At 69.9% G+C, this 15779-nt stretch carries 8 protein-coding genes and 1 pseudogene; all 9 read right to left on the reverse strand.

What is annotated here, in order from left to right:
• Positions 1 to 32: 32 nt before the first annotated feature.
• Positions 33 to 2438, reverse strand: a complete 2406-nt coding sequence (gene pbpC / locus AC3A4E_RS10400; RefSeq protein ID WP_487631407.1) for a penicillin-binding protein 1C — start codon at positions 2436 to 2438, stop codon at positions 33 to 35.
• Positions 2392 to 2703, reverse strand: coding sequence for an ATP-binding protein (locus tag AC3A4E_RS10405; protein ID WP_487632049.1), 312 nt, complete (start codon positions 2701 to 2703; stop codon positions 2392 to 2394). The genes pbpC and AC3A4E_RS10405 overlap by 47 nt, the downstream gene beginning before the upstream one ends.
• Positions 2694 to 2775, reverse strand: a pseudogene (locus AC3A4E_RS10410) (ATP-binding protein); the annotation flags it as partial. The pseudogene AC3A4E_RS10410 and the gene AC3A4E_RS10405, both read right to left, overlap by 10 nt.
• 965 nt (positions 2776 to 3740) lie before the next feature.
• A complete protein-coding gene (locus AC3A4E_RS10415; protein WP_487631408.1) occupies positions 3741 to 5129 on the reverse strand; it encodes a sigma-54-dependent transcriptional regulator in 1389 nt (462 codons plus the stop codon).
• Between the two features lie 70 nt (positions 5130 to 5199).
• Positions 5200 to 5949 (reverse strand): hypothetical protein, encoded by a 750-nt coding sequence (locus AC3A4E_RS10420; protein ID WP_487631409.1) that lies wholly within the window; start codon positions 5947 to 5949, stop codon positions 5200 to 5202.
• A gap of 49 nt (positions 5950 to 5998) precedes the next feature.
• On the reverse strand, positions 5999 to 8437 hold the full coding sequence (locus tag AC3A4E_RS10425) for an ADOP family duplicated permease (protein ID WP_487631410.1): 2439 nt from the start codon (positions 8435 to 8437) through the stop codon (positions 5999 to 6001).
• On the reverse strand, positions 8434 to 9201 hold the full coding sequence (locus tag AC3A4E_RS10430; protein WP_487631411.1) for an ABC transporter ATP-binding protein: 768 nt from the start codon (positions 9199 to 9201) through the stop codon (positions 8434 to 8436). Before AC3A4E_RS10430 ends, AC3A4E_RS10425 begins: the two co-directional genes overlap by 4 nt.
• 15 nt (positions 9202 to 9216) lie before the next feature.
• On the reverse strand, positions 9217 to 10470 hold the full coding sequence (locus AC3A4E_RS10435) for an efflux RND transporter periplasmic adaptor subunit (RefSeq protein WP_487631412.1): 1254 nt from the start codon (positions 10468 to 10470) through the stop codon (positions 9217 to 9219).
• Between the two features lie 138 nt (positions 10471 to 10608).
• Positions 10609 to 15501, reverse strand: a complete 4893-nt coding sequence (locus AC3A4E_RS10440) for an alpha-2-macroglobulin family protein (RefSeq protein WP_487632050.1) — start codon at positions 15499 to 15501, stop codon at positions 10609 to 10611.
• Positions 15502 to 15779 lie beyond the last annotated feature (278 nt).

Here is a 15779-nt window from a genome sequence, read left to right on the forward strand (position 1 = left end):
TGGACAAGGGGGCCGCCGGACACCGGCGTGCCTCACTCGGCGACCCGGAACGCCACGCTCTGCCACGCACCGTCGTCCGCCAGCGCCGTCAGTGCGTGCGCACCCGGCACGTCGAACTCGTGCCGCAGCCACTGCGTGCCGCGTGTTTCGCCGATCCAGCGTCCATCCAGCAGCCATTGCACGCGCCCGTCGCTGCCGAGTGCGCGCAACTGCAGACGCACGCCGTGCGTGCTGTTGGGCGGCCGTGCGAGCAACGTGCCGTCTGCGAGGCCCTCGATATGCAGCGTGTCCGCCGCATCGCGGCCATCGGGCGCGCAGTCGGGCGCCAGTGCAGGCAGGCGTGCCGCCCGCCGCGCTGCGGCCGGCAGCCAGGGCGCGGCCAGAGCCGGCCAGCGGGCGACTTCCTGCGGCCGCCGCACGTGCGCCGCACTGCACGCGGCCGACAATCGCCGTCCGCTCGACGCATCCACGTCGAAGCGCACCAGGCCGCTGCCCCAGCGCCGCGCATCGCGCTCGGCGAATGTCGGCGGCACGTTGCCGTCGAGCGTCCACGCATCCCGGCGACGCTGGCACAGCGGTGCCGCCTGATCGTCGGCAGCAGTCCCGAGCGGCCAGCAGACCGCGACTTCGCGGACATTGCGCGGCGGCGGCGAACGCATCGCATCGCCCCGGTCAGCCGGCAGGCTGTCGACGACCTCGAACAGCAGTGGCAGCGCCGTGACCGCGCCGTACTGGCCCGGCAGCGGCGTGCCATCCGGCCGGCCGACCCACACACCGACGGTATGCCGACGCGTCCCACCGATCGCCCAGGCGTCACGGTAGCCGTAGCTGGTGCCGGTCTTCCAGGCCACGCGCGGCCGGCCGCCGGTGTCGAAGGTGTCGACGCGTTCGCCGGGACGCGGGTTCGATTCGAGGATCTCCCGCACGATCCATGCCGCTCCCGGAGACATCAGGCGGCGTTCGACCATCGGTGCGTCCGGCGTGAGCCGCACGCGCCCGGCGATTCCCTCGCGATGCAGGGCCGCATGCGCACCGACCAGTTGTTCGAGCGTCGCGCCGGTCCCGCCGAGGATCAGTGAAAGGTTGGGCACCGCGCCGCGCGGAAACCGCAGCGTGACGCCCGCATTGTCGAGCCGCGCGGCAAAGCGCGCCGGGCCGACCCGGTCGAGCAGATCCACCGCGGGGACGTTGAGCGACAGCCGCAACGCGTCATCGGCGCCCACGGGACCGTTGAATGCCGCATCGAAGTTGCCCGGCCGGTAGCCGTCGAACGACTGCGGGGCGTCGACCAGCAGACTGCCCGAGTGGATCAGGCCGTCGTCGAGCGCCATGCCGTAGAGGAAGGGCTTGAGTGTGGAGCCGGGCGAGCGCCACGCGCGCACCATGTCGACATGTCCCAGCCGCGCGCGATCGCCGAACGCGACGGAGCCGACGTAGGCGCGCGCTTCCAGAGTGTCGTTGTCGACGACCAGCAACGCGGCCGAGGTGCGCTCGGGCAACTGCGAGAAATAACCGGCGACGCGCTGCTCGAGCATGCGCTGCAGATCGACATCGATGGTGGAGGCGATGCGCGACGCCTGCGGCGTGGCTTCGCGCAGGCGTTGCGCCAGCAGCGCGGCATGCAGCGGCGACCGCAGGCTGCGGGCCACGACTGCTTCGACCCTGGCATCGTCGACGTCGGCGCGCGACCACAGCCCGCGTGCCGCCATGCGTTCGAGCACCTTGTCGCGCGCCGCACGTGCCGCCTCGGGCGCGCGATCGGGCCGCAGCCGGCTCGGCGCCTGCGGCAGTACCGCGAGCAAGGCCGCTTCTGCATGCGACAGATCGGATGCCGGCTTGCCGAGGTAGGCCCAGCTCGCCGCCTCGACGCCTTCGATCGTCCCGCCGAACGGCGCGCGGTCGAGGTACAGCGTCAGGATCTCGTCCTTGGACAGGTGCACTTCGAGCTGCACCGCGCGCAGCATCTGCAGCACCTTGCCGCCGAGGCTGCGCCCGCGCGGTTGCGGGTCGAGGATGCGCGCGACCTGCATCGTCAGTGTCGAGCCGCCCGACACGATGCGACCGCCACGTCCCCATTGCCAGGCTGCACGCCCCATCGCCAGCGGATTGATCCCCGGATGCCGGCGGAACCAGCGATCCTCGTAGCCGAGCAGCGCCTGCAGGTAGAGCGGCGAGACGGTCTCCGGTGTCGCCGGCTGTCGCCACACGCCCTCCGCATCGGCAAACGCGCGCAACGGTGTACCGTCGCGCGCGACCACGACCACGCTGGTGTCCGCACGTGCCGGCAGTTGCGGCGGGAACACGAAATCGAGCACCAGCAACGTCAGCAGCACGACGACCGTGCCCCAGCGCAGGAGCGCGAGTGCACCGCGACGCAGACGCGTGGCGCGCTCAGTGGACAGGCGATGTCTCCATTCCGTGCTTGGACGCCTGCACATCGCGCCGCGGCAGGCGCAGGGAGGCGACGCTGCCCGGCATGTCCGCACGCGGCAGCAACTGCAGGCTGCCCGACTGCGATTCCACGATCTGGCGCGACAGCACCAGGCCGATGCCGGAACCACCCGGCTTGGTGGTGAAGAACGGCACGAACAGGTTGTCGCTCGGCGGCAGCCCGGGTCCCCGGTCCGCGATGTCGATCCGCACGCAGGCATCTTCCGCGCTGCAGGTCACCTCGACGATGCCGCCGCCGGTGTCGGCCTCCAACGCATTGCGCTGCAGGTTGATCAACACCTGTTCGAGCTGGTCGGCATCCGCCACGACCTGCAGTCCCGGCGCAGGCTGGACGCGTATCCGCTCGTCGCCGAGCAGATGGCGGACGCGTTGCAGCGCGTGGTCGAGCACGACCGGGCCGAGGACAGGTGGCGGCAGGCGCGCGAGGCGCGCATAGCCGCCGAGAAAGCGTTGCAGGGCATCGCTGCGCTGGCCGATCAGGGACAGGGCGGCGAACGCGTCCTGGCGGTTTTCGGCGTCCATCGGCGCGTCGGCAGAGGGCAGCAGGCGCTGCACGGTGTCGGCCATCGACGCGATGGGTGTCAGCGAATTGTTGATCTCGTGACTGAGCACGCGCAGCAGCCGGCGGAAGGCCTGCGCCTCCTCTTCGCGGAGTGCGCGTTCCATCGGCTGCAGCACCAGCAGACGTCCGGCCTGGCTGCGGCTGCGCAATGCGGCGTGACTGACCTGCCAGCGCCCGGCCTGTCCGCCGAAGCGCTGCACATGCAGCGCGCCATCGGGCAGCGTGAGCAGATGCGCCAGACCGAGTGCGTCGACATCCCGCCCCATCAGCGCGGTCGCCGGCTGTCCCAGCAGGCGCTCGCCTGCGGGATTGACCATGCGCAGGCGGGTGTCCTGCTCGAAGACGAAGACCGCGCCGTCGAGCATCGCCAGCGTCTTGCCCAGCAGTTGCAGGCTCTCGTGCACCTCGCGGCGCTCGTCCTGCAGATGCAGGGCCAGTCGGTTGAAGGCCTCCGCCAGTTGCACGTCGGCCGGTCTGCCGATCGCCGCCGCGCGCAGGCTGTAATCCCCCTCGCGCAAGGCATCGACCAGGCTGCCGAGCGTCGCCAGGGCGCGGCGTGCACTCCTTGCCTGCCATCCGGCCACGACACCGGTCAGCCCGATCACGAGCACCGGCATCCACACGCGCGCCGCGCCTTCCGGCACGCCGACGGCCAGCACGATACACAGCGCGACCAGCGCCGGCACCGCCACCAGCAGCACGCGCCACGTCGGCAGCGCCGCGCCTTTCAAACCGGCGCGGCTCCGTCGCCGAGGCCGTGCTTCTCCAGACGCCGGTACAGACTCTGGCGGGTGATGCCCAACTGGTCGGCGCTGCGCTGCAGTTTGCCGGGGTGGTCGCGCAGCGCCCGGCGCAGCAGCCACAGTTCCGCCTGTTCCAGTGTCATGCCGGCGAGTGCATCCCGCGTTGTGGACGCGGGCTGCAGGCGCAGGTCCCCGGCGTCGAGCTGCGTACCGTCGGCCAGCAACGCGGCGCGCTCCATCGCGTGCGACAGCTCGCGGACGTTGCCGGGCCATGGATACGCCGACAGCGCACGCTCGGCCGAGGTCGCCAGGCGCGGCTGTGCGCGCCCGTAACGCCGGCACGCTGCGGCCAGATAGTGGCGCGCGAGCGGCACGATGTCCTCGCGCCGCTCACGCAGTGGCGGCACGCGGAACTGGAAGGTATTGATGCGGTACAGCAGATCCTGGCGGAAACGTCCTGCCGCGACGTCCGCCGGCAGATCGGCATTGGTCGCCGCGACGATGCGCACGTCCACACGCACGGTGCGCGAGGACCCGAGACGCTCGAATTCGCCGTCCTCGATCGCGCGCAGCAGCTTGGGCTGCTGCTCCAGTGGCAGGTTGCCGATCTCATCGAGGAACAGCGTGCCGCCGTCGGCCAGTTCGAAACGCCCCACCCGCTCCTGCCGCGCATCGGTGTAGGCGCCCTTGACGTTGCCGAACAGCTCGGCCTCGAACAGGGTCGGGGTCAGCCCACCGAGATTGACCTTCACCAGCGCTTCGGCACGACGCGGTGACCACTGGTGGATCAGCTGGCCGATCATGCTCTTGCCGGTGCCGTTCTCGCCCAGCAACAGCACCGAGGCATCGCTGTCGGCCACGCGCGCCAGATCGTCTACCAGCTGGCGCATCACCGGCGATTCGACGATGAAGCCTTCGCTGCCCTCACGTGCCAGCAAGGCATTGGCGGCACTGAGCCGCTGCACGTTGCGCTGGCTGCGGTCGAGCGCGATGCGGCTCTCGAGCACCGACAGCACACGCGCATTGCTCCACGGTTTCTCGATGAAATCCGCAGCGCCCACGCGCATTGCCTCCACGGCCAGCTCGACACTGGCCCAGGCCGTCATCGCCACCACCGGCAGACCGGGCCACTGCGCGGCGATCGCAGCGATCAGATCCAGCCCTTCCTGTCCCGACGTGGTGTCGCGGCTGTAGTTCATGTCGACCAGCACCGCCGCGAACGCATCGCCACGCAGACAGGCCAGAGCCTCGTCCGGCGCGGCCGCGCCGACCATGCCGTAACCGGCGGTCTTGAGCAGGAGGCGCAGGGCCTCGCGGACATCGGACTGGTCGTCGACGACCAGGATGCGGTGTGCGGTGTCGGTCACGGGCATGACGGAAGTCTAGTCGCTCGCGTCGGCCGACTCCGCGCGCGCGACACATGCGGGATTGAACGCACGCATTTCAATCCGCCGACACCCGCGCGGACGGAAGCTGTTCGATGACCTCGCCGGTCTCGTCCATGAACTGCAGGATCGGTTCTCCTTCCGGCGTCACCAGCATCATGATGCGCGGGCGGCCATCGGAATCGGCCAGCACCACCGCCGAAGAGTCGCCGACCGTCCTGCCGACGAAGAGGCGCTGGGTTTGCTGGCCGCCCGCGTCTTTCCAGCGTGCCAGCAGTGCGTCCTTCTCCGGTCCGGGCGCCGCCTGCTCATAAGCGTCCCACACCGGCCCGTAGTCCTTGACCAGGCCCCTTTCGAACACGGTCAGCCCGGTCTGCATCCGGCCGTTGCCCTCGTACTGGTGCAGCGCCAGTTGCTGGTCGCCGCCGTACCGGTCCATCGACAGATGCACGCCACCGCGCGGCGTGCCATCCGCGGCCAGCCTGCCGTCGTAGATCAGGCCGCCGACCTCGTCGCCTTCGGCGTTGTAGAACGCCATGCCGGGACGGTCGTCGCCGCTGCGCGTTTCTTCCCTGCCGTCGATGACCGGGCCCGGCAGACGGCCGCGGCCGGCGATCACCATCGCGCGCGATCCGTCAGGGTTGCGCACGTTGATGCGTTCGACATCGAGTTCGGCGAAGCGCGCCTTCTGCGCGTCTGAGGCGGCGCCGGTCAGGACGATGCCTGCGGCGCAGATGCACAGTGCGGTGATTATCAGGCGCAGCAGGCGGTTCTGGCGGCGCAGGTGGCGGATGACGTCGGTGGACATGGACGATGGATTCCTCATCGGGATGGACGGGTGGGAGGTGTCGCGCCGCTCAGGTGCGCAGCGCCTGCATCGGCGGCACCCGCGCCGCACGCAACGCCGGCACCAGCGATGCCAGCGCGCCGGTCAGCGCCAGCACGAGCAGCACCAGTGCGATCGCGAGCGGATCGGCGGCCCCGACGCCGAACAGGAAACCCTGCAGGACGCGCGAACCCGCGAGCGCGACCGCCAGACCGATCGCCAGCCCCAGGGCGATCTGCCTGACGCTTTCGAGCAGGACCTGCCGCAGCAAGCGCGCCGGCGATGCGCCCAGCGCTGCACGCACGCCGAATTCGTGACGACGCGCGGCGACCGAGGTCGCCATCACCGCGTACAGACCGACGCAGGCCAGCAGCAGTGCCAGTGCTGCGAACAGACCGACCAGCAGCAGGTTGAGCTTCTGCTGGCTGGTGGTGGACGCCACGACCGTGGTCATCGTGCGCAGATTGGAGATCGGCTGCTGGGGTGCCATCTCCGCGACAGCTTCGCGCAAGGTCTTTTCGTCAACCGCAACACCGTGCTGCGTGCGGTAGGCGTAGGTCAGCCCGCCGAAGCCGCGCACGAGCTGCCAGCTGGCCTCTGGAAGCTGGGCCAGCGGCGTGTAGACGATCGCAGGCGCAGGTTCGGACGGTCCGAACTGACGCACATCCCCGACCACGCCCACGACGCGCATGGCGGTCCGTCGGCTGTTGTCGTCGTCGTCCGGGATCGATACCACCTGGCCCAGCGGATCGCCCTGCAGATATCGCTTCGCAAACTCGGCACTGACCACGCAGACCGGTTCCGCGCCGGCCGTGTCGCCCTCTGCAAACCCGCGGCCCGCCAGCATCGGAATGCGATAGACATCGAACATGTCCGGGGTCATGAAGCGGTACTGCGCGCTGATCTCCCGCGCATCCGGCAACAGGAAGCTCCAGTTCAACTGTGTGGTCGTTGGCGGGTTGCTCGCCGTGGATGCCCGCGCAATGCCCGGCACGCGCTCCAGACGTTCGATGATGCGCCGGGTCTGCACCACCATCGCATCCACATCGCCGACCTGCGATTTCACCGGCGCGAGGTTGAACAGCGAGACGGACTGGCTCTCGAATCCCATCGGCACCTTCGACAGTTCGTGCAGGGTGCGCGTGAACAATGCAGCGCCGGTCAGCAGAACGACCGCCAGCGCGACCTGTGCGATCACCAGTCCGCGGCCCAGTCGACCGGCCCCCCGGCTCCATCCACCACGCCCGCCACCGACCAGTTCACTGGCCAGATCGAGCGTGCGCGTGCGCCACACGCCCAGCAGCACCGCCAGCACCGCGACCGACACCCCGCAGACCACCGCGAACACGATGCTGCCGCCCGTCAGCGACACCGGGTCACCCCGCACCCAGTCCGGCGGCACCGTCCCACCGAACAACCGCAGACCGGACCAGGCCAGCAGGAGGCCGGTCGCCGTGCCCAGCAGGCCGATGAGAATCCCCTCTGCCAATGCAGGCAGGCCAAGCCGCGACAGCGACGCGCCCAGCGCAGTGCGCACCGCGCTGTCGTGGCTGCGGCCCAGCGCCCGCAGCAGCATCAGACTCGTGAGGTTCACCGTGGCGATCAGCAGCACGCAGGCTGCGGCGCCGAGGAACAGCCACAACGTATTGCCCGAACCGGCCGAGAACACACTGCGCTGCAGCGGCAGCGCATTGGGCGGATAACGCACCAGTGCAGCGCGCCATGCGTCGTCCATCATCGCGCTGGCCCGCAGCAACGTGCCGATGACGGCGTCCGCCTCCGCCGACGCCGACGCCACGCTGGCATCGGGTGCCAGACGCGCCACGATCATCTCGTTGGTCGACATCACCGGAGACACGGGATCGGGTTGCAGCGGCAGGATCACGTCGAACGTGTCGGGCCACTGGAATGCCGCGGGCAGCACGCCGACGATCTGCGCCGCACGTCCCTCGACGAGCAGCGATGTGCCCACTGCTTCGACCTGTCCGCCATAGGCGCGCTGCCAGTACGCGTGGCTCAGGATCACCGCCTGCGGCCCGTTCGGACGGTCCTCGTCGACACTGAAGTTCCGTCCGGCCACCAGAGGCAGCGCCAGCGTCTCCAGGAACCCGCGGTCCGCCCTGATCGACCGCACGACCTCGGCCTGGTCGCCACGCGCGACGTTCGCGTCCATGACCCAGCCCCGGAGCATCCCCACTGATGCCACCGACCGCATGCCGCGCACCGGTGCGAGATAGGCGGGTGCCGCGACGTTGCGGCTGTCGGAACTGTATTGCCCGATCGTCACCAGCCGGTCCGCCTGCGGATACGGCAGCGGCTTGAGCAAGGCCTGGTCGATCAGCGAGACCACCGCGGTGCTGGTCGCCACACCCAGCGCCAGTGTCGCCATCGCCAGCAGCAGATACCCCGGTCGACGCAGCAGTCCACGCCAGGACTGGCGCATCTCGCTCCAGGCGATCGCGGTATTCATGGCGCGAGCTCCGCGATGCCCGGCAGCGGCATGTCCTGTTCGAAACGCAGCCGTTCGAAGCTGTCCTCGTCGACGATGCGGCCGTCGAGCATGTGCACGATGCGCTGCGCGCGACGGGCGAACGCCACATCGTGGGTCACCATGCACAGGGTCGTGCCGTTCTCGTGCAGCTGCTCGAGCAGTTGCATCACCGCCTCGCCGTTGCGCGTGTCGAGATTGCCGGTGGGTTCGTCGGCCAGCAGGATCGCCGGATCACCGACCAGCGCACGCGCCACGGCGACGCGCTGCTGCTGGCCGCCTGAGAGCTGCCCCGGATAGTGGCGCGTGCGGTGCCCCATCCCGACCACCTCGAGCACTTCGCGCACGCGATGGCGCATCTCCCTGCCGGATACCCCGTCGCGATACGTCAGCGGCAGGGCGACATTCTCTTCCACCGTCAGGTCGGCGATCAGATTGAAGGCCTGGAAGATGAAGCCGATGCGGCCGTTGCGGATCCGCGCGCGGCCGCGCGCGTCGAGGCGCGACACATCCTGCCCGTCGAGCACGTAGTCGCCGCCGCTGGGCGGATCGAGCAGGCCCAGGATCGACAGCAGTGTCGACTTGCCGCAGCCCGATGGACCGGTGATCGCGACGAAATCCCCCTGGCGGATGTCCAGCGCGATATCCGAAAGCGCGTGGGTTTCGACTTCGTCGGTGTGGAAGACCTTGCCCAGGCCCTGCAGCCGCAACAGAGGGGTATCGGGACGCGTGGATGCGATGTTCATTCTCTGGTGTTCCTGTCAGCGGATGCGGAGCGTGTCGTGGTCGATCCAGCGGCCGGTGTCCGAGAGGATCACCCGGTCGCCGGCCTGCAGGCCGGTACGGATCTCGATGCGGTCACTGGACACCGCCCCGAACTCGACCGGCCGTCGGTGCGCGTCGCCGCCGGCGGCGGTGATCACGAACAGCGTGGTGCGGATATCGGGGGCTGCCGAGGCCGGGCGCGCGATGCTCAGGGTGTCGCGGACCGTGCCCAGCAGGATCCTTCCGTCGACCGACAGGTCCGGACGCACGCCGGCGGGCAGTGCCGCATCGAAGGCGACATCGACCGTGACACCGCCCTCGCGCACCGCGGGATCGATACGTGCGATCCGCCCGGCGGCCAGGCCGTTGCGGGTGTCGACCGACACCGGAAGATCGAGCACGAGATCCTTGGCCAGCACTTCGGGCACCTGCAGGCGCGCGATCAGATCGTCCGGGCGCGCCACGCGCGCCAGCTTGCCGCCCGCCTCGACCTGTTGGCCCGGCTCGACCTCGACCTGCTGCAGGATGCCGTCGATGCCGGCGCGTACCTCGAGTCCTTCGACCTGCTGCCGTGCGATCGCCGCCGCACTTGCAGCCTCGTCGCGACGCGCACGTGCCGCCTGCAGTTGCGCGGCCATGTTGTCGCGGAATGCGGAGACCCGGCTGCGTTCAATGCGTGCCTTGCCCTGCCCCTGCTCCTCGGTGATCTGTGCCTCGCGCAGGTCGATCGCCGACATCACCCCGGCGGCATGCGCGCGCTCGAAGGCCTCACGCTTGACCTGGGCGATGCGCCAGGCCGACGCGGCCGCCGCTTCCTGAGCCTGCTGGTCCAGCAGCTGCGATGCGAGCTGGGTGCGCGCCGCGGCGACATCTGCTTGCGCACCGGCCAGCGCGGCCTCGGCCTTGTCCATCGCGGCCTGCAGCTCGGGATTGGCCAGCCGCAGGATCACCGTATCGGCCTGCACACGCGCGCCGGCCAGCACCACCACTTCCTGCACGGTCGCCGTCGCGCCGGCCGCGATCCAGCGGATCTGCCGCGGCACCAATGCACCGGTCGCGCGGATCTCGCGATGCATGTCGCCCTGCACGGCGGTGTCGATCCACAGCTCGGCACCGTGCACCGCGGGTGCAGCCCGGTCGACCCCGAGCGCAAGGCCCACGAGCAGCAGCAGGCCCGCGCCGGCAAGCGCCAGCCATCGCGGCGTGCGGCGTCGCCACAGGGGAAGATGTTCGGTTCTGGCGATGTCCATGCCGTCTATCAACGCAGGGACCGTGCCAACCGCTGGCACATCCCAAGTCATTGATCCGACTGGATCCGAACCGGGCCCTGCAAGGGTTGATCCGTCCGATTCCGGACACCATCGACCGGAATCGAACGGATGGTCCGGTCAGGGCTGCACCACCGTGATCCGCGCGGGCAACGACGTGCCGACGCCGCGCAACTGCGGCCGGTACATGTCCTCGACCAGTGGCGGCGGCACGGTGTAGCTGCCCGGGCTGACCGCACGCGCGAGGTAGAACACGCGCGCATTGCGGCCGCGGTCGAGCTTGAGCGCGGCGACATAGCGGTCGTCGCGGTACTCCTCGTGCTGCACAGTCGCCGCGCTGCCGCGTTCGGTGATCCGGATGCCGTCAACGACGACGTCGGCCCACTGCTTCGCATCGCCCAGGTTGAAGTTCTCGACCTCCAGACCCGCCGGCAGCAGATCGGTCAGCAGCGCGTCGGGCATGTCGCGGTCGGACACCACCGACACCGCGACGATCAGGGCCTCGCCTTCCTTCAGCGGGCCGGGCGTCCAGGCGCGACCGTCGGTGCCGTACAGCCTGCGCTCGACCTTCAGCACGCTGGCGTCCTCGGCCGGCGCCTGACGCGGCACACCGGCGACATCGATGCTGGCGTACATCGGCGGATCGCCCTGCGGCGTGAAACGCACGCCACGGCGCAGGCCGGCTTCGTCATAGGCGCGACCGACCAGCGTCGCCGCCGCCACGGCTTCGTCGACTTCGCCTTCGCGCAGCACGCCCGACACGCGCTTGCGCTGGTCGGACGACAGCGCACGCCCGAGGCGTGCAAGCGCGATCTGCTCCTGGGTGCTCAGGTACATCCAGCCGCGGTTGCGGCGCACATCGACCTCGCGCCCGATATCGACCGCACGGGCGTCGAACGCAGGCCTGGCGACACCGCGCTCGTGGGTCAGCGCGATCATCAGCGAGGCATCCCGCAGCGGCGTGCCGTAGTCCCAGAGATAGCCGGGGCGGTCGCCCCTGAAATCGAAGCCCGCCTGCACCGCGCGCTCGCCGCGCGCCTTGTCGCCCTGCAGCGACAGCGCCAGCCCGAGATGCACCAGCGGCAGGCCGGTCCGCGTGCTGGCGCGTTCGTTGTCGAACATCGCCCGCAGCGTGCCCAGCGGCGCCCGGTTCACGCGCGCGAGCACGTAGCCGGCATAGGCGCGATAGGCGAAGCGCAGGTGGTCACGTTCGTTCTGGCCGTAGAACGCGTTGCCACCCGACAGCAGGTCCTCGCCGAGACGTTCGAGCGATTTCTGCAGCACCGTGTCGGGCACCGCGAAGCCGGCATCGCGCGCATCCAGCAGGAACTCGACGATGTACGGCGTCAGCATCGGATTGACGTAGCCGTCGCTGCCCCACATCGAGAAGTGGCCGGTGCCGACCTGCATCGACGCCAGCCGTCCGAAGGCGGCCTCGACGTACTGCCGGCGCCGCGCGGCATCGACACCCTGGATACCGAGCATCGACACCGTGGCGTCGTCGAGCTGCAACGCCGCATAGCCGCGGCTCGTGGTCTGCTCGGCGCAGCCGTAGGGATACGACAGCGCGCCGGTGATCGCGGCGGCGAACGGAATCGGCGGCAGGGCACTGACCGTGAAGCGGGCGTTGACCGAGCCGGTCATCAGACCGTCCATCAGACCCGTGTCGAGCGTCACCGGGGTGGCGCCGTCGAGCACCCGCGTGGTCGAGCGCAGCACCGACGGCCAAGCTGCGCGCACGGGCAGGTCGTAGCTGCGGTCGACCTTGACGCCGGCACCGTCCACGCGCACCCGCACCTTCGCGACCGTATAGCCCTCCTGCGCGGTCAGCGGGAAGCTCAGGGTGGTCTTGCCCTCGACGCCGAGCTCGACCTTGCGGCTGTTCTCGCCGATCGCCAGCGGGCCGACGCCATCGACACGCACATCGAAGCTGCCCGCACGTCCGCTGAAGTTGGTGAGATCCAGCGTGACCGTACTGGTGTCACCCGGCGCCATGACCCGCGGCATGCTGGCCTCGGCGACCAGCGGCGCGCGTACCACCGTCTCGACATCGCGGCTGCCGTAGCGGTCCGCCGACCACACCAGCGCGGAGACGCGCAGCGTGCCGTTGAAGTCCGGCACCTGCAGCGGCACACGCACGTTGCCGCGTGCGTCGAGCTTCACCGGTCCCGCAAACAGGTCGACCGTCTGCACACGCGCGGTCGGGCGCCGCGCCTGCGGCAGCGCGGCCAGCGGCGCGTCGCCGCCGAAGCGCAACCGCGCGGTGCCGCCCTCGAAACTCTCGATCACGCGACCGTAGAGATCGTAGGCATCGACACCGAACCGGCGCTGCGCGAAGAAGTGCTTCCACGCATCGGGCACCGGGAAGCGCGTGATGTTGAGGATGCCGACATCGACCGCCGACACCGTGACCCATGCGTCCTGGCCGGCCAGCTGCGGCGCGCTGACCGTCACATGCATCGGACCCTCGGGACGGACCAGTTCCGGCGCCTTCAGACCCACCGCGACCCGTCGCTCGCGACGCTCGATCGGCACGTGCGCCACACCGACAGCGCGCGCCGGCGTGACGGTGCTGGCCGCGCTGCCACCGCGGAACACCAGCGCGGTCACGTACACATCGTGGCGTTCCCAGTCTTCGGTGACCGGAATGTCGAAGGTGCTGCCGGGCCTGGCGTCGATCTCGTGCAGGTACAGCATGCGGTCGCTCTCGACCATCAGCAGACCCTTGCCCGGATGCGGCGGCGTCACCGTCACGCGCATGGTGTCGCCGGCGCGGTAGCCGGACTTGTCGAGCGCGACCTTGATCTTGTCCGGGCGCGCGTCGAGCCCGCGATTGCCGTCGTCCCAGCTCCAGCCGGCCCGGAACGGATAGCGCGACACCAGCTTCGTCGCCGGGTCCTCGACATCGATGCGGTACTCGCCCCACTCCACCGGAAAATCGAAGCGCGTGGCATCGCTGCCGGCATCGAGGGTGCGCGTTTCCACGGTCTCGAAGCGACGCGTGAACTCGTAGCGCCAGCCGGCGTCGTCGTTGCGCCAGTGGTAGTCGCGATGCTCGCGGATCAGCGACACCTTGAGCCCGGCCTGCGGTCGCGGCTTGCCGTCGGCGCCCACACGCACCAGTTCGAAGCGCGCATTGGTGTTGGGGTCCGCGCCGTCGTCGGCTTCGAACAGCGGACGCACGCCGACCAGCGCATCGGCCGGCCACAGCACCCGCTTGAGCGTGCGGTTGACGCTGCGGCCGCCGGTCTCGTACAGACTGCCGGAGACGATCGCGGCGATCGGCGTCGTCGGCCTGGCTTCTTCGGGCAGCGGAATGTCCGCAGACAGACGCCCCTGCGCATCGAACGTACCTTCGACGACATCCCTCGCCTCACGCGGCAGATCGGCAGTCGCGTCGCCGAACACGAACCCGGGCAGCCCTTCGACCGGCGAACGCTCCACGGCCAGCGCCAGGCGCGCGGTGAACCGGTTGCCGTCGGCCGGCGCGCCGTAGAGATAGGCGCCGGTCGCCTGGAGCTTCAGCGGCTCACCGGGACGCAGCACCGCCTGCGCGTCGAGATCGAGTTTCATGCGCTCGGGCAGGAATTCCTCGATTCGCAACGTCATGCCCTGCACCGCTTCGCGCGCGGCGGGATCGGTGCGGAATTCGACACGCCAGCTGCCGGTGGGCGCGTCGACCGGAATCTCGCGCTCGAAGCGGAAGTAGCCGCTCTCGCCCGGCTCGACCCGGGTTTCGAAGAAGGTCTTGCCGTCGGGCTGGCGCAGGCGTGCGAACAGCGACTGCGAACGGCCGTCCTTCGCCGCGACCGGCCGCCCGTCCTGGTCGCGCAGCAGCGCGGACACGCGCACGGTTTCGCCGGGGCGATACAGGTCGCGGCCCGACCAGGCGAACACGTCGAACCAGGCCTGCTCGCGTCCGCTGACCGCGAATTCCGACAGGTCCAGCGCCGGCTGGTTGAACGGCAGCAGCGAGATGTCGCTGCCGCGCGTGGCCACCAGCACGTGGGCGGCGTCCAGCACGTAGTCGAGCATCGCGTTGCCCTTGGCATCGGTGCTCGCGCGGTAGACCGGCTGACCTTTGGCATCCAGTACGCGGATCTCGGTACTGCCGACCGGCGTGCCCGACTGCAACGATGCGGTGTGCACGAACAGCTTCTCGCCGTAGGCGCGCGCGTGCAGGCCGATGTCGCTGACGGTGAAGAAGGCGGTCTCGTACTGGTCCTCGAACGCGCCCGCACGCTTCATCACCGCGAAGTACAGACCCGGCGACTGCAGCTCGCGGATGCCCTGCAGCGGCAGATAGGTCAGCACGCGCTCGTTGCGCGCGCCGTCGATCGCGAAGCGGTTGACGTAGACCGGCGTGGCCAGCTTCGACAGCGGCGTGTTCTCGCCCCAGCGGCTGTCGAGTTCCCAGCTGCCGCGCCGACCACCGCGCTGGTACTGGGTCAGGAACGCCGGCAGCGATTCGTCGTCGACGCGCAGGAACTCGACATCGACCTCGGCGACGTTGATCGAGACGATCGGCAGACCGCGCGATTCCTTCGCCGGCAGCACGCTGCCCTGCGAGGCGAAGCCGACCACCGGATCGAGTTCGCCGGTGAATACCTTGCGCTCGACATCCGCGCCGAGCGTGTCACCGCCTGCCGAAGCCAGCTTCCCTGAGAGCCGCACGGTGTAGTCGCGATTCGCCTCGACGTGCGGGAAACGCAGGACCTTGCCAGCCTCGTCGAGCGTCCAGCTGCCCTCGCGGGCCGCACCGTCGGTGAAGGTCACCAGCGCATCGAAATCCTGGGTGCCGACCAGGGGTTCGGAGAACTCGAGCGCCAGTGCGAGCGACCCGTCGCGCTGGTCGGGAAACGCGCGGACCAGACCGAAGCCTTCGATCGTGTCGCGATCGGTCCGGATCGCCTCGCCGCTGACGCCGGGCGTCTGACCCGCTGTATCGCGCTTGCAGGCCGTCAGCCCGAACGTGAGGAGCAGGATGGTCAGGCCTGCCAGCAGATGACGCATGCGCAGCGATGCGCGTTCGGTTCCGAAGGACATCCGCTGTGCTCCGCTGGGCATTGGCCGCGAGTATAGGCTGCGGGTGCAGCGTTCCGGTGGCGCCCGACGGCGCGACTGCATGGCGTTCCGGCGCGTCCATCCGTCAGGTTCGACGCCCCGGGATACCCGGCGGCGGACGGATGCGCTGCGCGAGTCGGATGTGTTCGTCACCGGTGCGCCGGCGAAGCGTCTGCACTGACCCGCGCGTCCTGCACGTGCAGTGGACGCTGCTCGCTACCCGCCCC

Source organism: Luteimonas sp. Soil_N_1 (assembly GCF_057656255.1).